Genomic DNA, 20309 nt, shown 5'->3' on the forward strand with positions numbered 1-20309 from the left:
TCGCGTAGCTTACGGGCGTGCGTGATCTGTTGAGCTTGGCCAAAGTCCATCTGCATGTGCATCTGGAGAGCACCGTGCGGTGGGCCACGCTTCGGGAGATCGGCGCGGCCAACGGTGTGAAGGTGCCCGATGACGTGGGCGCCTTTGGGAGCTTCGCCGCCTTCTTCGCGCAGAACGACCTCGTCCGGGCATGCCTGCGCCGTGCCGGTGACTTCCGGAGGGTCGCCTATGAGTTCTGCGAGGACGAGGCTGCGCAGGGCGTCCGCTACGCCGAGGTGTCCTTTACCGCGGCCGGCCATGGTGAGCGGCTCGGCGACCTCGGTATGCCGCTGGCCGCCGTCCTGGAGGGGCTGGACGCTGGACGCGAAGCGTTCGGGATCGAGTGCCGCCTCATCCTCGACCACTCCCGGCGCCGGTCCGTCGAACGCGCCTGGCGGACCCTCGATCTCGCACGCCGCCACGAGGGCGTCGTCGCCGTGGGCCTCGCCGGTGACGAGGGCTGCCCCGGCGATCCGTTCAACGAGGTTTTCGCCGCTGCGCGAGAGGCGGGCCTGCACGTCGTTCACCATGCGGGCGAAGGCGAGGGCCCGGCGAGCATCCGCCAGGCGATCGGCCCTGGACGCGCCGAACGCCTCGGTCACGGCATCCGTGTCCTGGACGATCCGGACCTTGTCGCCGAAGTCCGCGAACGCCAGATCCCGCTCGAGGTGTGCCCGTCCTCGAATCTCGCCCTGGGATTCGTCCCCGCCCTCGAAGATCACCCCCTTCCCCGGCTTCGTGACGCGGGCCTGATCGTGACTCTCAACACCGACATCCCCGCCCTGATCGGCACCTCCCTCAGCGCCGAGTACGCCCGTGTCCGCGACGCTTTCGGCTACGACGACCGAATCCTGGCCGACTTGGCCAGTGCTGGCGTGGACGCTTCATTCGCCCCGTCCTCGATCAAGTCCCGCCTCCACCGAGAAATCAGCACCTGGCTGTCGGCTGCTGAGGGTGGAGAGTGATTCGGGGGGCGTTGCGGATCTCGCGGAGGAAGGGGTCGTTGTCGTCGTGCCATTGGGCCGGCGTGCGGACGACGGGATGCACTGGGAGGCCTAGGCGGGCAGCGGCCTCCTGAGCGACGTCGAATGCGGTTTCCCCGTTGATGTGTCCGACGATGAGGACCTCCACGTCGGCTGGGTGGGTGCCGGTCGGGTGTTCGTAGCGTTCCGCCCAGGCACCGAAGAGATGGACCTCCCGGACGGACGGCAGCCGTCCGAACTCCTCGGCCACCACCGCCGCCGGGCCGAAGGTCAGCATCAGGAGGTGAGCGAGAGGCTCGTACAGCGGGCTGTCGGCGTCCCGTCTCACCAGGCGTCCGGCCATGGTGCGGCGCAGATCGAGGATGCCTGCCCGGGCCAGGCGCTCCACCTCGCGCATCACCGAAGCGAGGTCGGTGTGGAGCATCACCGCGAGATCGAGCATCGACATCTCGCGTTCCGGACCCAGCAGCAGCCGCGCCAGCAGTTCGCCCTGCAGGCGCGACCGGAAGATCGGAAGCTGGGCCGGCGCGGGAGAGCGGACGTCCCGCAAGAACGCCTGCGCGATGTGGGCTTCGCGGGCGCGCCTTTCCCGTTGAGGCTCCGTATTCGATCGCATGTTCGAACACTATGGGCCACCTCCGACATCCAGGGTCGCTGACGCCGGTGGTCGAAGGCAGCAGAACAGCGTTCTGTGGATTACGGGCCGTCACCGGGATGGAGAGGCTCCTCCGGCTCTGGGAGGAAGAGGCAGAACGGGTGTCCGGCCGGGTCAAGGTAGACGCGAACGTCCTCGTCGGCCTGAAAGTCGGCCAGGACGGCCCCTGCGGCTTCCGCGTGCTCGCCGGCCGCGTCGAGGTCGTCCACCTCAATGTCCAGGTGGGCCATCATCTGCTGGGAGTCGTCGGCAGTGGCGGGCCATGTGGGCGCCTTGTAGAGAGGCTCCGCTTGGAACGACAGTCCGGTGCCGCCGTTGGGCGGTCGTAGCTTCACCCAGTGGGGCTCGTCCTGCACGACCGTCCAGCCCAGGAGGCGCCTGTAGAAGGCCGCCAAAGCGTGCGGGTCGGGGGCGTCGAGGACGGGCGCGGACAGAACCATGCGCGGCGGGTGACTCATGTCGGCTCCTGCGAGTCGTTCGGTACGCGGATACCGCCAGCAATGCGCGAATGCCGGGAGCGGTGCGCGAATGCCGGGAGCCCCAGCAATACGCGATTGTCTCCAGCGGTACGCGCATGCTGCCCACCGGGGCACCAACCATGCGCCCTCAGCGGCACCGGGCGATCGGCCGCAGGGACGCCGCTGGGCAGATGCCCGCACGTCCAACGAACGCCAGGCACTCGGCCGCAGAGGCACCGGAGGTGCGGTCTCAGGGGCTCAGGGCACCGTGCCTGCAGGGATGCCATGCGCGCCCGTGGGGACGCCCCAGGGAGGCGGCTGCAAGGCCTGGGCCCTGCAAGGTGCCGGCATGCGGTTGTAGGGCGTGTAGGGGAATGCGGAAGGGCCCGCGCCGGGGGAACCGGTGCGGGCCCTTTCTGGACGTTCTCAGTCCTTGTTGAAGTTGACCGCGCCCTCGATGGGCGGCGGGCTGTCGGGGACGGTGGTCGGCTTCGGGACGCCCTTGAACGTGAACTTGGCGTTCTCCACCGTCGCGTCCTTGTTGTCGGAGTCGAAGCCCTCCGTGCCCACGATCACGATCTGGCCGGCCTTCAGCTCGCTGTAGAGGATCTTCTCGGACAGGCTGTCCTCGATCTCCCGCTGGATGGTCCGGCGCAGCGGCCGGGCGCCGAGGACGGGGTCGTAGCCCCGCAGCGCCAGCAGGTCCTTGGCGTCCTGCTGCAGCTCGATGCCCATGTCGCGGTCCTTGAGCCGGTCGTCCACCTTCGCGATCATCAGGTCGACGATCTGGATGATCTCGGCCGGGGTGAGCTGGTGGAACACGACCGTGTCGTCGACGCGGTTGAGGAACTCGGGACGGAAGTGCTGCTTGAGCTCCTCGCCCACCTTCGCCTTCATCCGGTCGTAGGAGCCCTGCTCGTCGTTCTGGCGGGCGAAGCCCATCGACACGCCCTTGGAGATGTCCTTGGACCCCAGGTTCGTCGTCATGATGATGACGGTGTTCTTGAAGTCCACGACACGGCCCTGCGCGTCGGTGAGGCGGCCGTCCTCCAGGATCTGCAGGAGGCTGTTGAAGATGTCCTGGTGGGCCTTCTCGATCTCGTCGAACAGGACGACCGAGAACGGCTTGCGGCGAACCTTCTCCGTGAGCTGGCCGCCCTCCTCGTACCCGACATAGCCGGGCGGGGAGCCGAACAGCCGCGACACAGTGTGCTTCTCCATGAACTCGGACATGTCGAGCTGGATCAGCGCGTCCTCGTCCCCGAACAGGAACTCCGCGAGCGTCTTGGACAGCTCGGTCTTACCGACGCCGGACGGGCCGGCGAAGATGAACGAGCCGCCGGGACGCTTCGGGTCCTTCAGGCCGGCGCGGGTGCGCCGGATCGACTGCGAGAGCGCCTTGATGGCGTCCTCCTGGCCGATGACGCGCTTGTGGAGCTCGTCCTCCATGCGCAGCAGCCGGGTGGACTCCTCCTCGGTCAGCTTGAAGACCGGGATGCCGGTGGCGGTGGCGAGGACCTCGGCGATCAGCTCGTCGGTGACCTCGGCGACGACGTCCATGTCGCCGGCCTTCCACTCCTTCTCCCGCTGCGCCTTCTGACCGAGCAGCTTCTTCTCGCTGTCGCGCAGCGCCGCGGCCTTCTCGAAGTCCTGCGCGTCGATCGCGGACTCCTTGTCGCGCCGGACGTCGGCGATCTTCTCGTCGTATTCGCGCAGATCCGGCGGCGCGGTCATCCGGCGGATGCGCATCCGCGAACCGGCCTCGTCGATCAGGTCGATCGCCTTGTCGGGCAGGAACCGGTCGCTGATGTAGCGGTCGGCGAGCTGCGCCGCGGCGACCAGCGCGCTGTCGGTGATCGACACGCGGTGGTGCGCCTCGTAGCGGTCCCGCAGGCCCTTGAGGATCTCGATCGTGTGCGACAGCGACGGCTCGGCGACCTGGATCGGCTGGAAGCGGCGCTCGAGCGCGGCGTCCTTCTCCAGGTACTTGCGGTACTCGTCCAGCGTCGTCGCGCCGATGGTCTGCAGCTCGCCGCGCGCCAGCATCGGCTTGAGGATGGACGCGGCGTCGATCGCGCCCTCTGCGGCGCCCGCACCGACCAGCGTGTGCAGCTCGTCGATGAACAGGATGATGTCGCCGCGGGTGCGGATCTCCTTCAGCACCTTCTTGAGGCGCTCCTCGAAGTCACCGCGGTACCGGGAGCCGGCGACCAGCGCGCCCAGGTCGAGGGTGTAGAGCTGCTTGTCCTTCAGCGTCTCGGGCACCTCGCCCTTGACGATCTTCTGCGCGAGCCCCTCAACGACGGCGGTCTTGCCGACGCCGGGCTCCCCGATCAGCACCGGGTTGTTCTTGGTACGGCGGGACAGCACCTGCATGACCCGCTCGATCTCCTTGCCACGCCCGATCACCGGGTCGAGCTTGCCCTCGCGCGCGGCCTGCGTCAGGTTGCGGCCGAACTGGTCGAGGACGAGGGAGGTGGACGGAGCCGACTCAGAGGGACCGCCGGAGGCGGCCGGCTCCTTGCCCTGGTAGCCGTGCAGCAACTGGATGACCTGCTGGCGCACCCTGTTGAGGTCGGCGCCGAGCTTCACAAGAACCTGGGCCGCGACGCCCTCGCCCTCACGGATCAAACCCAGCAGGATGTGCTCAGTGCCGATGTAGTTGTGGCCGAGCTGCAGCGCCTCGCGCAGCGACAGCTCAAGGACCTTCTTGGCACGCGGAGTGAACGGGATGTGGCCCGACGGCGCCTGCTGGCCCTGGCCGATGATCTCTTCGACCTGCTGGCGCACCGCCTCAAGGCTGATCCCCAGGCTCTCCAGAGCCTTGGCAGCGACACCCTCACCCTCGTGGATCAGGCCCAGGAGGATGTGCTCGGTGCCGATGTAGTTGTGGTTGAGCATCCTGGCCTCCTCCTGGGCCAGGACGACAACGCGCCGCGCGCGGTCGGTGAACCTCTCGAACATCTCGTCGCTCCTCACAGAGCGGTTGGGCAGAGTCCGGAACGTCCGGAACTGTCCTTCCGCATGCTAGCCCGCCCCGAGGAGGCCGCCCGGTGCACTCCCACCAGGAGACGTTCCCCAGCTATGCGCTGTTCAGTCTCATCCAACTACCGCAGCGGCGCGTCATGTTCCCGCTACGCCCCAAGCGAACGAGGGCTTTCCGCAGGTGGATCAAGGCGCGGGGCCAGAGTGCCGAATGGGGGCGCTGGTCCACCCGCGCGGCCTCTGTACCTCGCCGGGCGCGCTCGCAAACCGTCCGGCCGCTACGCCACAAGCGAACGCCAACCACAGGACATTGAGCGGCTGGACGGTACCGCTGGGCGAACAACGGTCTACAACCCGTTAAGGCAGACCAGCCGAGCCGACCGGATCCACGGCAAACCGCCCACAGACCAACTAGGCGGCTAGCGAACCAACACCACGAACGAACTGCCTACGAGGGCCCGCACGTACGCGCCCCGTCCCAACCGCCCCAGCCGCGCGGACAGGCTCCCGACCATCCGCGTGGACGGACCCGCCCCGTGAATCGATCCGCACGTACGAGTCCTCTCGTGCCGACCGCGCGCGAACGGACAGCAGGAGGCCGACCGCAGGGACGGACCACTCGGCGAACGGGCCCGCGCGTACGAGACGTTCGCACCGACCGCCTAGCTCCGCCTAGGTGGAGCCCACGGCCGACCACGCAACCAAACCGTGCGGCTAGCCATCCGGACGGATCGCGCGCACGAGCCGCGCGGGCGCACGCGTGTACGGCCGCGGGCGGACGCGTGTATGGCCGTATGGATTCGCTGTGCGAACGGAACGTGGTGCGGCGCAGCGGGCCGACCCCAACGCGTGAACGGGGCGCTCAGGAAACGACGCCGCGGACAAATGATCAAGTGAAGGGGATGCGCGAGCGAAACAACCCCGCGCCGGAACTTGCCGCGGCGTACGGGGGTGAACGGAGTGCGCGGAAACGACGCGAAGCCGAACCCGGTCATGTGAACGGGAGGCATGAGCGAACGAGCCTCGCGAACGGGTTGCGGGTGAAACGTCGTCGCGGACGAACCAGCCGGGTGAACCGGTGACTCAAGGACGCCTCAAGCGAAACGGGCGGGGGAATCGGAGTCAGGGAACGAGGCGAGGAACAGGCCGAGGGAACGAGCTCGGTAACGGCGACACAGGCAAACCGACACAGGCGAACTCGGGCCGAACTCGGCTGAGCGAACGGGCCAGAGGAACGGGGCGCGGGAGAACCGGCCGAGTGAACGGCGGAAGCGAACAGTGAACGAGCCCGCAGGCGAACGGCCCGTCTCGCGAACTGAGACGGGCCGCCGGTGGCTGAGGGTCAGTTGGCCGCCTCGTACTGCTCGATCACATGTGCCGGGATCCTGCCGCGCTCATTGACCTTGATGCCATTGTTCTTGGCCCAGGCGCGGATCTCAGCGCTGCGCTCGCGGCTGGACGCGCCACGCTGCCGGCGGCGACGCGACCCCGTACCCGCCTTGCGCGACTTCTCCACGAACGGCTTAAGAGAATCCCGCAGCTTCGTTGCGTTGGCGCCACTCAGGTCGATCTCGTAGGAGGCGCCGTCGATCGAGAACGCTACGGTCTCGTCCGCCTCGCCACCGTCGAGGTCGTCGACGAGAAGCACCTGAACCTTCTGTGCCATGGGGACAGACCCTTTCGGCTTGAGCAAACTGCATTCGGTTGACAAACATATACCGAGTAGTGCGCCGATGACAATTCCGCCGCCGTCCTTGGAACCGGCACTGCCCGGCGAAGTCGTCTTCCAGGCCGTGACCGGGTGTAATCGCGTCGTCGTTTCCGGCGTGTCCGGCGTCGCGCCAGGGGATGCCGGACGCAGCCCTCGAATTTTTCGTCAGACGGAACCGCCGCAAGGATTTCGGGCGGGGTCGTTGTCTCGACACACCCCGCTGACCTGCATCGATGCCTCAGCATTGGCCCCGGCTCGCGGACGGCTCGGCTTTCGGGCGGACGAGCCGTCCGGGCCTAAAAGGCCGTGCGGGCGACCTTAACAGCCGGGGCTCACGGACACCGCTGCCACCGATTAACTCGGCCGTAACGGCACTAACCACGCCGCGAGCAGGAATGCCGCCGGGACCCGCCGGGACCCGGCCCGGGAGCTGATCACCGCCTCCGCCGGGCGATGTGGATGGATAACGGCCGGTCGGCTCCCACCGAAATCTGTTGCCGCCGCTTCGTGACGGGAAGTCACCGACCGCGCTCTCCGCGTGGAAGCAGCCGGTACTCCCCATCCCGAAATCAGGAGATTGCGACACAATCCGCCTACCTCCCACTTCTTCAACCCGCGTCCGGGGGACGTCCCGACGCCGGGCGGTGGACTCCTTCGATGCAGAGGCGTACGTGGAGGGAAAGGCCCGTTCCAAGCGAGACGGTGTCCCATACGGAGTAAGTCCGGTGTCCTATGTCGGCCGGGACCCAGGGCGAAGGACCCGGGACACGGAAGCGGCTCTCAAAGCGGAGGACGCGTCCGGGACGAGACACATCTCACCCCGATTCGGGTCCGTAACCTGAGCGAACTGGCAATAGCAGCCCGAACGCGGGACGTCCGAAACAGAGCGAGCATCTCCACGAAAGCCGGTATGGCCGGACATGCCCTACTACCCTCGCCGAGGGATCGCGAGTGCGACGGGCACCGGGCCCAGCCGTCCCTCAGTTCGGACGAGGACGCCGAGAAGGATCTCAGAAGGCCGATGAATCAGGAGGCGGGCGTTTTACCACCAGCGTCCCGATGAGCCTGTCATGGACGGCCTGGCGGCGCGTGCCCTCGTACAGGGCCCCCGCGTTCGCCAACCAGAAGATGCCGGCAAGCAACCCGGCAACGGGAATCGGACGGGCCGCGATCGGCAGCGAATAGACCGCGGCGCGCACAACGGCGCGTACAACGTCCAGACGGGCCTGCTCACTGATCAGCACGCCGTCCGGTTCGGAATCCGGCGTTGGCTCAGCGTCGCCCTCTCGCCCTTTCCGTAGATCGGCACCGAGTTCCGGTTCCGCCTCAAGCCCCTGAGTTTGCTCCGGTTCATCGCCGGACATCGACCCCGCCCCAGGACCAGAACTCGACACAGCCCCGATCTCAGCACCCTGCGTTGGCCACGCCCCGCCGCCCGTCGGCTGCCCAAGCCCGCCGTTACGCATCTGCGCCAGCTCACCGCTTGGCGCTTGCTCTGGCCCGGCTTCTGACGCAAGCCCTCCCGCAGGGCCAGATTGCCCAGCTTCAGAAGCCTCCACAGAGGCGGCCCCAGCGCCCCGCCCGTGCTGCGGTAGGGCGCCAGCCGCAGGGGACGTCTCAGGGTCTTGGAGGGCGTTCGGCGCGTCGGCCGCGCCGATGGCGGTCTCTGTGAACGCCTCAGCGGCCGTCTCAGCGTCCGTCCCGGTACCGGCCTCAGCAGCGGCCGCTGAGCGCGCTGAGGTCGCTGAGGTCGGCTCAGAGCTTGCCTCAGCGTCCGTCTTTCTGGATGTGGATGCGAAGGGCGCGCCTGGGACGGCGATAGCGACTTCTATTCCGGCGACGCGCTTGCCGATTGTCCGGCCCCAGAGCGCGAGCTGGATCGCCTCGTAGAGCAGCATGCATCCGGCCAAGGCTGGTGGAGCGACGACGTCCACCGTGGGCCCGGACACCACTGCGCGGACGACGACGATGACAGGCACACCGACGATGAGGGTGTCGACGATGCGGGCCAGGAGGCGCTGGCCCGGCTCCGCGAGCGTTGCCTCCCGCACGGGCTTACTCCGCGTGTTCGGTGTACTCGTCGTATCCGGTTCGCTCGTCGATGACCAGTGTCCCGGCGAAGCGGTCGTGGAGGGCCTGGTGCAGGGGCTGGTCCCAGATCGCCCACAGGTACGCCATCAGCGCACCCGCCCAGACCAGCACCATCCCGTACGCGGCGTAGTCCCACACCATCACCGCTATGACGAGGAAGAAGAACACGCCGATCTGGTAACCCACATGGACGATTCCAGCGCGCCAGATGGCCTGCGTAGTGGTCAGTGGTTCCCCGCCAGGCGCCTGGACGATCCCGATGCCCATGATGCGTTTGCCGAGCGTCCGTCCAGACATGGATAGCTGGACGGCCTCATAGAGCAGCGGCAGCACCGACAGGACGCAGAAGAGCGTGAAGATGATGGGCCAGTTCCACACACCCCCCTCGTCCTCGGTCTTGCTGCCTGGCTTGCCCAGGCCGAACGCACCGATCGTGATCGGCAGGACGAGTGCGAACCCGAAGACCGCGACGAGCCCGTTGTCGATGAGGCGCGCCCCTGCGCGGCGAAGTATCGGAGCCAGCGGCATCTCACCGCCGCCGTACTCGTCATAGGACGCGTCGTACGGCTCGTTGTACCCCGGCTGCTGCCCCCACTGCTGCTGGGTCTGCTGTTGAGGCTGCTGCCATTGCTGCTGAGGCTGGCTCTGCGGCTGCTGTTGAGGTTGCTGCCATTGGGGACCTTGGTACGGGGGCGGCGGGCCGTAGGCGCCCTGCCCCTGCTGCGGCGGGTAACGCCGTCCGCGGTTCGGGGAATCGCTCATCGGGTCAGTCCTCCAGGCGAAGCAACATCCGGGTGTTGCCCAACGTATTGGGCTTGACCCGATCGAGGTTCAAGAACTCTGCAACGCCTTCGTCGTAGGAGCGGAGAAGCTCCTCGTACACCTCTGGCGCCACCGGAGTCCCCAGGATCTGCTGGAAGCCATGGCGCGCGAAGAACTCCACTTCGAAGGTAAGACAGAACACCCTCCGCACGCCGAGTTCCCTAGCGTTCTCCAGCAGACGGGTGACAATTCGGTGGCCGATGCCACGGCCGCCGTACTCCTTGTCCACGGCGACGGAGCGGACCTCCGCAAGGTCCTCCCACATCACGTGCAGCGCGCCGCAGGCGACGACCCGTCCCGGCGTCCCGTGCTGCACGTCCTCGGCGACCCAGAACTCCTGGACGTCCTCGTACAGCTTCACCGCGGACTTCTTCAGCAGGCGTCGTCCCGACCCGGCGTACAGATCGACCAGCCTGCGGATCTCTTGAACGTCGGCGGTACGGGCTCGCCGGATCACGACCTCCACAAACAGGCGAGATTATCGAACGTGGCGCCTTAACAACTGTCGGCGGGTCGGTGCATGCGTCGGCATCCATCCCGTGTAACTAGATAAAACCGACTAGGCATTGCCCATAGCGCATCCGGAAAAGTGAGCAAGAACACACGGACGCCCGGGGAGCGCGGCGCGTGGACGGGAGCTGACGGGCGTCGCCACCTGCGATTTCTCAGGTTCTGGTTGGCATCTAATGCGGCTTCCGTTAGTGTCCTGCGCTGACATCGGCCTACCGCAGGACGGAGGCCGAACCGCCGAGTCCACGGGCCGCAACCAGCGCCCCGAGGAGCCGGGGACCCACTTCCGGATCGTTCGGGGATCGCCCCCGGGCTCTTGCCGTGAGGGGTGAATCCGCAGCCCGCGTGGAACCGACTTCCGCGCGCGCCAGCGGACGGGCTGCTCCAGCCCCAACCCGTCAGCTAACTCGGTAGGCGGACAAGGAGAGGAGAATTCGTGGAGCCATCGCGCCCTGTTTCCCTTTCAAGATCTGCTCGTTCAAGCTCCCCGCAGCCAGCACCGGGCCGGAGGACGACCCGGTTCCGCGTCCGGGCGATCACCGTGGCCGGCGCCCTCGCCGTCCTTTCGGTCGCGCCGCACACGACCGCTGTGGCGCACGCCGAGCCTGAGCCGTCCACGAAGGAACTCAGGACGAAGGCCCTTAAGCTGGCCGACGAGCTGGAGCAGCTCACCGAGCAGTACAACGGGCTGAAGGTCAAGCTCGCCCAGTCGCAGCGCGCCGCCAAGGTCGCCACAGAGAACGCCCAGCGGCAGGAGAAGTCTCTCGAGACCATCCGCCAGAAGGTCGGCTCCCTGGCCGCTACCAGCTACATGCAGGGCGGCTCTGACCCCGCGGTGTCGTTCGTCGCCTCCCAGGACCCGCAGTCCGTTCTCGACCAGGCCGCCACGCTCAACTACTTCGCCAAGCGCGACAGCAGCAAAGTCCTCGGTCTGATGCAGGCGATGCAGGCCGCGCAGCGCGCCCGTAAGTCCGCCGAAGAGCGCGCCAAGCAGGTGCAGGCGCTGCGCACGCAACTCGACTCGCAGCGCAAGAAGGTCACCGAAACTTACGAGAAGGTCCGCGGCAAGCTCGTCAAGAGGGACCCCACCCAGCTCGCCAAGCTCCCCGTCGTCGGCACCGGTAAGGGCGCGCAAGCGCTGCGGTACGCGATGAGCAAGATCGGTGTCCCGTACGTCTGGGGCGCCGCCGGGCCGAACTCCTTCGACTGCTCAGGCCTGACAATGTGGGCCTACAAGCAGGTGGGCATCAACCTGCCGCACTACACCGGCAGCCAGTGGAACGCCGGCACCCACGTATCGCGCAGCGAACTTCAGCCGGGCGACCTCGTGTTCTTCCATTCCGACCTGCACCACATGGGGATGTACGTCGGCGGCGGCAAGATGCTGCACGCGCCCCACACCGGCGACGTTGTGAAGATCGCCCCCATATCCGGACGTCCGTACGCGGGCGCCGTCCGGGTCGCCTGACCCCGAAGACCGCCGATTCAACCCGTCCGACAGCGCGCGCCCTGGAGACGACGAACCTCGGGGACGCCATGCACGGCCCCGCAAAGGGGCGGCGCGGTCAAGGACCCTGGCTCCTTCTACGTCCACTAACACCCGGCGCCGCCCGGACGCCCTAGCAACCGACCGGCCCCGTCCATCGCACGAGGTAGTCAAGGACGCCACAGGACGAACGGCCCCAGGGCCCGGCACGCGAACCGGGCGTTCGGGTGTGCCCGCTTGGGCGTCCTACGGAATTGGCTGGGCGGCTGATGCCCATACACGGAGCTGTCCGCGGAGGCGCGCTACGAGCGTTGGCAGGGCGGACGCAGACGGATGGCGGGTTCGGAAGGCTCGCTGAACGGACGCATCCACGTCCTCGATGCCCCGTCAGAACGAGGGGCCCTGAATTTCTCAGCACGGGCGGCTCACGGCGCTCGGTAGATGCCCCTGAGCGCTCCCGTGCGGGCCGCTTGACAGCCGTCACGGCGGACTCTGAAGCCGTCCTAGGTCGCTCCCTCCACGGAGCGGAGGGCGGGCCTGAGGCCGCGCGTCATCGATGACGTCCCAGCCGGGGTGTGTACGGGTGTCGAAAAGATCGAGGGCGTGCTTGAGAAGATCCACGGCGTGGTTTGAACACCGTCCGCGGCGACGCCTCCTGCAGGGACCTACCTGTCAGGGCGCGGGCGCCGCCGCTGCGGGGTCGGACGGGGGTTCTTCCGAAGATTTCTCCGCCTGGATTCTCGTGGCGCTCGCCGTCCCCGGACGAGCGTCGTTGGGGGTTGCCGCTAGATGAGCTGCCTTCGGGCCGCCCACACCACGGCCTCGATAGGGGTGTTGACCTCCAGCCGGTCGCAGATGGTCCGCAACCGGCGTCGCAAGGTCCGTGCGCTCAACTCCAGCTTGCGAGCCGCCACATCGGCGGTGACACCGCTGGCGATCTGAGCGAGCAGCCGAATCTCTTCCTCGCTCAGCCCGAAATCGTCGGTGCCACGACGTGCGAGTGTGGCCTGTTCCACTCCGTCCTCCCTCGTCCGTGGTGATGACCGCGGGGATGCAGCCGTCCGCTGCACAGGCACGGGTTGGCCTCGATCTGTACGCGCGTTGGGTTGCCGGGTCCGGAGCCCCTCCGGACTCAGATCATCGGGTTCCTTTTCTGTTTTGCGCGCTTGGCCGGAGGTGGCCGTTGGGCCGATTGCGGGGTCGTTCGGGGGAACTCCGGGTGACGATTCACTCGTTGGCAATCCGAGGGAGACGGGATGAGATCGCCAGCCATCCGCACCCGTCCCTTCTCGTTGGACTCGCCAGATCTCGCCGTGGTCGAAGATCGTGAATCGTTTCAAGCTACGCTTCGGCTCGGAACGCTAGGCGGCCGGATCCGGCCCGTCAAGCGCTGGTTCAGTGCAATGTGCGCGCCGATGATCGCGGTCTGTGACCACGCATTCGCGGATGCACTATGCAAAACTCCACTACCTGGGGAAACAAGCCTGGGACGGGACGAGGAGCGAGTTGCCACAGACCAGTATTCGTGAGGTCGCGAGACGTGCTGGAGTCTCAGTTGGGACCGTTTCGAATGTCCTAAACCGGCCAGACCTCGTGGCCGAAGCTACCCGTGACCGTGTTCGCGCGGCGATCGAGGAGCTCGGATTCGTCCGGAACGAGTCCGCTCGCCGGCTCCGCCGACGCCCCGAACGCACCGCCGGCGAGTTCGGCGACGAGCCCCGCCGCGCGTTCGGAGTCGTCGTCGAAGACCTCACCAACCCGTACGCGACCGACGTCGCCCGGGGGGCGGAGGCCGCGCTGAACGCCCTCGGCCATGACGCGCTCTGGCTCTCCAGCGACCACTCCGCCGCCAAGGAGCGGCGGTCCGTGGAACTCCTGGAGGAGCAGAACGCCGCCGGAGTCCTGATCATCCCCGTCGGGCTCGGCTCCCGCGACATCGCCCAGCTCCGCGCCGCCGGGATGAGCGTGGTGCTGATCGACCGGGACGCCAACGAGGTCTGCTCCGCCCAGGTCGACCACGTCGCGGGCGGTGAGATCGCCGCCGCGCACCTGCTCGGCATCGGCCGCGAACGGATCGCGTTCGTGACCGGCGTCCCCGAGCCGCAGCCCTGCGTCGAACGCCGCGACGGCGCCGCCCGCACGATCGTCGAGGCCGGTTTCGGAAAGCCCCCCACCCTGATCCAGGAGGCGCTGAGCCCCGGCGAGGGACAGGCCGCCGCCCACGAGATCATGGCGATGTCACCGCGGCCCGACGGCGTGTTCTGCGCCAACGACCTGCTCGCGATCGGGTTGATCAACGAGCTGATCCGTCTCGGCGCCCGCGTCCCCGAGGACATCGCCGTGATCGGGTACGACGACATCGAACTCGCCGCGAGCGCCGCCGTGCCGCTCACCACCATCCGGCAGCCCCGCCGTGAACTCGGCTGGGAGGCCGCTGAACTCGCCCTGGCCGAAATAGGCGAGGGCAAGTCCCATCAACACCGCCAGGTGGTTTTGAGACCCGACCTCGTGATTCGTGAAAGCGCCTGAAAACGCTCGACCGTCCGGCCGTCGCGCGGGCCATGGACCGCTCCTTTTCTGGCGGACCATGGCCCGTTCTGGCCTCTTGCCCAACCGATACTGAGGGCAATGCCGCACCCAGGAACCGGTCGGCAAACAGCGGGGGTCGATTCCGCCCCGCTCGAACAAACGCAGCCCTCGCACAGCCGCCCAGCGGACGATCTGATCACCGCGCTCGTCCAGTCCGATCAGCAAAGGCTTCTGCGGGCGTCCCGGCAACACCACGGCGGAGCGGGCCGCGGCCGCGATCGGGCCGAGGACGCGGGCGATCTTCCTGGCGCACACAGTGCGGCACGCTCGATCAGTAGGCGGACGCCGGCCAAGCCGCGCTTACGAGGCCGATGCGCGCCTACATGGCGGCGTATCAGCGACGCCGGCCGGTCACCGCGCTGCCACGCGGCGGCCTTCCGGCTTGCCTATTCGGGCTTGACCAGCGGGAAGAGGATGGTCTCGCGGATGCCCTTGCCGGTGAACGCCATGATCATCCGGTCGATGCCGGCGCCCATTCCGCCGGTGGGCGGCATCGCGTACTCCAGGGCGCGCAGGAAGTCCTCGTCCAGCTGCATGGCCTCGGGGTCGCCTCCCGCGGCGAGCAGCGACTGCTCAGTGAGGCGGCGGCGCTGCTCGACCGGGTCGATGAGCTCCGAGTACGCGGTGCCCAGCTCCGTCCCGAAGCCGATGAGGTCCCACTTCTCCGTGAGGAGAGGCTCCTCGCGGTGCTGGCGGGTCAGCGGCGAGGTCTCGACCGGGTAGTCCATGACGAACGTGGGCTGGACGAGGGTGTGCTCGACCAGTTCCTCGAACAGTTCCTGGACGAGCTTGCCCTGCCCCCACTTCGGATCCCACGAGACACCGCGCGCGTCGGCCAGCTTCCGGACGTCCTCCAGCGGCGTGTGCGGCGTGACCTCCTCGCCAAGCGCACCCGACACCGACCCGTACAGCGTGATCCGCGGCCACTCCGGCACGCCGAGATCGACCTCGACGCCGTCATGGACGACCACGGTGGTGCCGAGGGCGGCGACGACCGCCTTCTGGTACATCCGCTGGGTCAGGTCTGCCATGTCGTTGTAGTCGAGGTATGTCCCGTACGTCTCCAGCATGGTGAATTCGGGGTTGTGCGTGGAGTCCGCACCTTCGTTCCGGAAGTTCCGGTTGATCTCGAAGACCTTCTCGATGCCGCCGACGACGAGCCGCTTCAGATACAGCTCGATCGCGATCCGGAGATAGAGGTCCATGTTGTAAGCGTTGATGTGCGTCGTGAACGGACGCGCCGTCGCGCCGCCGTGGATCGGCTGCAGCATCGGCGTCTCGACTTCGAGATACCCCTCGTCATGCCAGAAGTCCCGCACCGCGCGGACGGTGGCGCTGCGGAGCCGGGCCATGTTCCGGGCCTCGTCGTTGACGATCAGGTCGACGTACCGCTGCCGGACCCGCGCCTCCGGGTCGGTCAGGCCCGCGTGCTTATCCGGCAGCGGGCGCAGGCACTTGGACGTGATCGCGAACCGGTCCGCCATGATGGACAGCTCGCCGCGCCGGGACGTGATGACCTCGCCCTCGACGCCGACATGGTCACCGAGGTCGACGTCCCGCTTCCAGGCGTCGAGCTGCTCCTGCCCGACCTTGGCGAGCGACAGCATGATCTGGATCTCGCCGGAGCCGTCCCGGACGGTCGCGAAGCACAGCTTCCCGGTGTTGCGGATCAGCATGACGCGACCGGTGACGCCGACCTTCTCGCCCGTCTCGGTGCCCGGCTCCAGGTCCGGGTGTTTCGCGCGGACGTCGGCGATCGTCGCCGTCCGCGGGAAGGTCACCGGGTAGGGGTCGATTCCGCTCGCCCGAAGCCGGTCGAGCTTCTCCCGGCGCACGCGCATCTGCTCCGGGAGCTCGTCGAAGGTCTCGTCTGTCACGCCCCAAAGGCTATCCACCCCGTCCGATGCCCCGCGAACGACTTACCGCCCAACCCCAACGGCCTCGCACCAGAGCCAGACGCCCACACCGTGCACAAGCCGACCGCACCACACCCGACCCTCACGCCGACCGTGACGATCACACTGGCCGAGACGCTCAGACCGGGCGAGACGCTCAGACCGGGCGAGACGCTCAGACCGGGTCAGAGGCTCAGGCCGGGTGAGACGAATCAGATCGGGCGAGACGCTCACGCCGGGTGAGACGAATCGGGTCGGGCGTGACGATCAGGCCAGCGTGGCGGTCACGCCGGGGGCCTAGACGGTGTTGCGCTCGTAGATCAGGCGCAGGCCGATCAGGGTGAGCCACGGCTCGAACGCGTCGATGCTGCGGGACTCCTCCAGGACGAGGGGCGCGAGGCCGCCGGTGGCGATGACCGTGACCTCGGCGGGGTCCGTGGCGAGTTCCTCGGACATCCGCTCGACGATGCCGTCCACCTGCCCGGCGAAGCCGAAGATGATCCCGGACTGCAGCGCCTCGACGGTGTTCTTGGCCACCACGTTCCGCGGCCTGACCAGCTCGATCTTGTGCAACTGAGCGCCGCGCGACGACAGCGCGTCGATCGAGATCTCGATGCCGGGCGCGATCGCGCCGCCCACATACTCACCCTTCGCGGACACGGCGTCGAACGTGGTGGCGGTGCCGAAGTCGACGACGATCGCGGGACCGCCATGGGTGTGGACGGCGGCCAGCGCGTTCACGATACGGTCCGCGCCGACCTCCTTCGGATTGTCCATCCGGACGGGGACGCCGGTCTTCACCCCCGGCTCCACGATCACCGCCGACACGTCGCCGTAGTAGCGGCGGCACATCTCCCGCATCTCGTGCAGGACGGACGGAACCGTAGAGCACAGTGCGATGCCGCTGATGTCGGTCTCGGCCAGCAATGGGCTCTGCTGGACGAGCCCCTGCAGGACCACCGCGATCTCGTCGGCGGTGCGGCGCGGATCGGTGTTGATCCGCCAATGCTCGATCACCTCGTCGCCCTCGAACAGGCCGAGGACAGTCTGGGTGTTGCCGACGTCGATGGTGAGCAGCATCAGGTCCCCGCTGATCAGGTGAAGTCAAGGCCGATGTCGAACACGCGCGCCGAATGCGTCAGCGCGCCGACGGCAAGGTAGTCCACGCCGGTCACGGCGACGTCTCGGGCCCGAACCAGGGTAAGCCCACCGCTGGCCTCAAGCTCCGCCCGCCCCGCGACAAGCCGCACCGCCTCGGCCATCTCGGCGTCGGTCATGTTATCCAGCAGAATGCTTCGCGCGCCCACCGCGAGGGCCTCCTCGACCTGCGCGAGGGTGTCGCACTCCACCTGAATGTGGAGGGACGGATACACGGCGCGGATGGACTCATAGGCCTTAGTGATACTTCCGGCTGCCGCGACGTGGTTGTCCTTGATGAGCGCGGCGTCGTATAGGCCCATCCTGTGGTTGACGCCACCTCCGCAGTGCACGGCGTACTTCTGCAGTGCCCGCAGGCCCGGCAGCGTTTTCCGCGTATCACGGACCTTCGCCTTAGTGCCGGCCATAGCGTCCATCCATTTCCGGGTGGCCGTTGCGATTCCAGACAGGTGTGTCAGCAGGTTCAGGGCCGTCCTTTCCGCGCGGAGCACCGCCCTGGTGGGGCCGCTCACCGAGATGAGCACCTGCCCGGGGACGACCCGATCCCCGTCTTCGACCTTCGCCTCGTACGCGACGTCCAGCATGTCGAATACGACGCACGCCACGGGAACGCCCGCTATGACGCCGTCCTCGCGGGCTCTGAGGTCCCCGGCGGCGGTGTCCTCGGGCGCGAAGATCGGCATGCTGGTGACGTCGACCTCGCCGTCCTCGGCCAGCGCCGTCCGGACGAGGTTATCCACAGCTTGTGGATCGAGCCCGGCGTCGCTCAGCTTCTGCGACAGTTCCGGTGTCATGAGCGCTTTCCTTCCAGAGGTTCGTAGGTGGTCGTCAGGACGTTCCCCTCCAGCCGCGCGATCAGGTGGCCGCGCCATTCGTCGTCGCGTCTCTCGGGAAAGTCCTGCCGCCAGTGGCTGCCCCGCGTCTCCTCCCGCCGCCGCGCCGCCGCCACGATCGCGGACGCGACAGTGTGCAAATTGGTCGCCTCCCAAGCCTCCACACCCGGCTCAACAACCGCCTCCACACCCAACTCGCCCCCTGGCCGAGCCCCCAACCTCGCACCCAACTCAGACCCAGCGCCCGCACCCAGCTCAGGCCTTAGCTGAGCCCCCAACTCCGCACTCAACTCAGGCCCAGCGCCCGCACCCAGCTCAGGCCTTGGCTGAGCCCTCAACTCCGCACTCGCCTCAGGCCCGGCCTCCACACCCGGCTCAGACTTTTGCTGAGGCTCCAACTCCGCACTCAGCTCAGGCCCAGCGCCCGCACCCGGCTCATGCCTTGGCTGAGGCCCCGACTCCGCACGCGGCTCGGGCCTGGTGCCCGCACCCGCCCGAGGCAATGCGGCCAGCTCACGGGCAGCGATCTCAAGCCCCTCCGCCCCACGCAGCACGCCCGCATAGGTCGTCATGATCCGCTGGATCTCCTCCCGCGCCCCAGCCCCAAGAAGCCCGCAAACTCCACCGGAGGCACCCACCATGCCCACTCCCCCAGCCAGCCCACGAGCACCCCCGCCAATCACGCCCACAGAAGATCCATCTGGGGCGAGCGGGTCCGCCAGGACGGTTACGGACGCGCACGTCGATGCCATGCCAACAGGCGTGGGTGGGTGGCTTACTGCGGACGGGTCACTTGTTGAGGACGAGGAACCCCCGACCACCAGGGGACGGGAGGTCGACTCCAGTTCGGTCTGAAGGGCGGCGGCAATGCGTTCGGCGAAGACGAGACCTTCCAGCAGCGAGTTGGACGCCAGACGATTCGCACCGTGGACGCCGGTGCAGGCGACCTCCCCGCAGGCGAAGAGGCCGGGGACGGACGTCCGTCCGTGCAGGTCAGTGCGGACACCCCCGCTCGCGTAATGAGCGGCGGGCACGACCGGGATCGGTTCGGTCACGGGGTCGATGCCATAGTTCCGGCAGGCGGCCAGGATGGTCGGGAACCGGTTCTCCCACATCGGGGTGCCAAGGTGCCGTCCGTCCAGCAGCATGTGGGACGCACCGGTCTCGCGAATCCGGTTCATGATGCCCTTGGCGACGACGTCACGCGGAGCGAGTTCCGCGAGTTCGTGGCGTCCGATCATGAACCGTTCCCCCGAGTGATCGACGAGGTACGCGCCCTCGCCCCGCACAGCCTCCGAGATCAGCGGCTGCTGCCCGCGCGCACCCTCGCCGAGCCACAGCACAGTCGGATGAAACTGGACGAACTCAAGGTCGGCGACATCGGCCCCCGCCCGTAGCGCGAGCGCGACACCATCGCCTGTTGAGACCTCGGGGTTCGTAGTGGCCGAGAACACCTGCCCTAGCCCTCCGGTGGCGAGCACGACCGCACGGGCACGGACGGCGCCGACGCCGCCCGGCTGCCCTTCGCCCATGACATGGAGGGTGACCCCGGCCGCGCGTCCGGTGCCGTCCTTCAGCAGATCGAGGACGAGCGCATGCTCGATCACCTCGACACCAGAGTCCTTGAGGGCGGCGAGAAGCGCTCGGCTGATCTCCGCCCCGGTCGCGTCCCCGCCCGCGTGCGCGATCCGACGCCGGTGGTGGCCGCCCTCCCGAGTCAGCGCGATGTCCCCACCGCTGGAACGGTCGAATGCGGTACCGAGTTCGATGAGCCCGCGGACCGCGTCCGGCCCTTCGTTGACGAGGGCCCGGACAGCGCCCTCGTCGCACAGGCCGACACCAGCGGTGAGGGTGTCGACGAAGTGCTCCTCAGGGGTGTCGTCGGGCGCGAGCGCCGCGGCGATCCCGCCCTGCGCCCATCGGGTCGACCCCGCGTCCAGGAGGGCCTTGGTGACGAGCAGCACCCGCCCATGCGGACGGCACCGCAACGCGGCGACCAGGCCCGCGATACCGGAGCCGATGACGACGACATCGGTCTCGGTGGTCCAGCCGGGCTCGGGGGCGGCGAGAACGGAAGGGATCATGAACCCTCCT

The 20309-nt window shown here is 67.9% G+C and carries 15 protein-coding genes, 1 pseudogene and 1 riboswitch; of the genes and pseudogenes, 3 read left to right on the forward strand and 13 right to left on the reverse strand.

The annotated features are described in order from the left end of the window. Nucleotides 1-17 precede the first annotated feature (17 nt). Nucleotides 18-1004, forward strand: a complete 987-nt coding sequence (gene add / locus ACH35V_RS29265; RefSeq protein ID WP_395977104.1) for an adenosine deaminase — start codon at nucleotides 18-20, stop codon at nucleotides 1002-1004. On the opposite strand, the gene ACH35V_RS29270 is transcribed toward add, so the two are convergent. From ACH35V_RS29270 to ACH35V_RS29305, 8 genes and pseudogenes are all read right to left on the reverse strand, one after another. Beyond that, the gene (locus ACH35V_RS29270) at nucleotides 967-1638 is read right to left on the reverse strand and encodes a hypothetical protein (RefSeq protein WP_395977106.1); all 672 of its coding nucleotides are present in this window, start codon (nucleotides 1636-1638) and stop codon (nucleotides 967-969) included. The genes add and ACH35V_RS29270 overlap by 38 nt on opposite strands. Before the next feature lie 80 nt (nucleotides 1639-1718). After that, nucleotides 1719-2135, reverse strand: a complete 417-nt coding sequence (locus tag ACH35V_RS29275) for a VOC family protein (protein ID WP_395977108.1) — start codon at nucleotides 2133-2135, stop codon at nucleotides 1719-1721. 426 nt (nucleotides 2136-2561) lie between these two features. Next, complete coding sequence (locus ACH35V_RS29280) at nucleotides 2562-5099, reverse strand: ATP-dependent Clp protease ATP-binding subunit (RefSeq protein ID WP_395977110.1); 2538 nt, start codon at nucleotides 5097-5099, stop codon at nucleotides 2562-2564. A gap of 1363 nt (nucleotides 5100-6462) precedes the next feature. Then, complete coding sequence (locus tag ACH35V_RS29285; protein WP_131966136.1) at nucleotides 6463-6786, reverse strand: Lsr2 family protein; 324 nt, start codon at nucleotides 6784-6786, stop codon at nucleotides 6463-6465. A 1055-nt stretch (nucleotides 6787-7841) separates the two neighbouring features. Next, nucleotides 7842-8195, reverse strand: a complete 354-nt coding sequence (locus ACH35V_RS29290; protein WP_395977707.1) for a hypothetical protein — start codon at nucleotides 8193-8195, stop codon at nucleotides 7842-7844. Nucleotides 8196-8666: 471 nt separating this feature from the next. Further along, a pseudogene (locus tag ACH35V_RS29295) lies at nucleotides 8667-8882 on the reverse strand (RDD family protein); the annotation flags it as partial. Between the two features lie 4 nt (nucleotides 8883-8886). Then, entirely contained in the window at nucleotides 8887-9684 is a 798-nt protein-coding gene (locus tag ACH35V_RS29300) for an RDD family protein (RefSeq protein ID WP_395977113.1), read from the reverse strand. Between the two features lie 4 nt (nucleotides 9685-9688). Then, nucleotides 9689-10210 (reverse strand): amino-acid N-acetyltransferase, encoded by a 522-nt coding sequence (locus ACH35V_RS29305; protein WP_395977115.1) that lies wholly within the window; start codon nucleotides 10208-10210, stop codon nucleotides 9689-9691. A 282-nt stretch (nucleotides 10211-10492) separates the two neighbouring features. Then, nucleotides 10493-10687: riboswitch (cyclic di-AMP (ydaO/yuaA leader) on the forward strand. Nucleotides 10688-10795: 108 nt separating this feature from the next. On the opposite strand from ACH35V_RS29305, the gene ACH35V_RS29310 reads away from it, so the two are divergent. Then, the gene (locus ACH35V_RS29310; protein ID WP_395977116.1) at nucleotides 10796-11722 is read left to right on the forward strand and encodes an NlpC/P60 family protein; all 927 of its coding nucleotides are present in this window, start codon (nucleotides 10796-10798) and stop codon (nucleotides 11720-11722) included. Between the two features lie 803 nt (nucleotides 11723-12525). On the opposite strand, the gene ACH35V_RS29315 is transcribed toward ACH35V_RS29310, so the two are convergent. Beyond that, a complete protein-coding gene (locus ACH35V_RS29315) occupies nucleotides 12526-12756 on the reverse strand; it encodes a LuxR C-terminal-related transcriptional regulator (protein WP_067902439.1) in 231 nt (76 codons plus the stop codon). A gap of 430 nt (nucleotides 12757-13186) precedes the next feature. Between ACH35V_RS29315 and ACH35V_RS29320 the strand changes: the two genes are divergently transcribed. Further along, complete coding sequence (locus ACH35V_RS29320) at nucleotides 13187-14269, forward strand: LacI family DNA-binding transcriptional regulator (protein WP_395977689.1); 1083 nt, start codon at nucleotides 13187-13189, stop codon at nucleotides 14267-14269. 446 nt (nucleotides 14270-14715) lie between these two features. On the opposite strand, the gene lysX is transcribed toward ACH35V_RS29320, so the two are convergent. The 4 genes from lysX to ACH35V_RS29340 form a co-directional block, all read right to left on the reverse strand. Then, entirely contained in the window at nucleotides 14716-16206 is a 1491-nt protein-coding gene (gene lysX, locus ACH35V_RS29325; RefSeq protein ID WP_395977118.1) for a bifunctional lysylphosphatidylglycerol synthetase/lysine--tRNA ligase LysX, read from the reverse strand. A 315-nt stretch (nucleotides 16207-16521) separates the two neighbouring features. Further along, entirely contained in the window at nucleotides 16522-17304 is a 783-nt protein-coding gene (locus tag ACH35V_RS29330; protein WP_131966103.1) for a type III pantothenate kinase, read from the reverse strand. Between the two features lie 14 nt (nucleotides 17305-17318). Further along, complete coding sequence (gene nadC / locus ACH35V_RS29335; protein ID WP_395977120.1) at nucleotides 17319-18176, reverse strand: carboxylating nicotinate-nucleotide diphosphorylase; 858 nt, start codon at nucleotides 18174-18176, stop codon at nucleotides 17319-17321. Continuing rightward, the gene (locus tag ACH35V_RS29340; RefSeq protein ID WP_395977122.1) at nucleotides 18173-20299 is read right to left on the reverse strand and encodes an L-aspartate oxidase; all 2127 of its coding nucleotides are present in this window, start codon (nucleotides 20297-20299) and stop codon (nucleotides 18173-18175) included. Before ACH35V_RS29340 ends, nadC begins: the two co-directional genes overlap by 4 nt. Nucleotides 20300-20309: the final 10 nt, after the last annotated feature.

This window comes from Actinomadura sp. 1N219, from assembly GCF_044326405.1.
Lineage (GTDB): Bacteria > Actinomycetota > Actinomycetes > Streptosporangiales > Streptosporangiaceae > Spirillospora.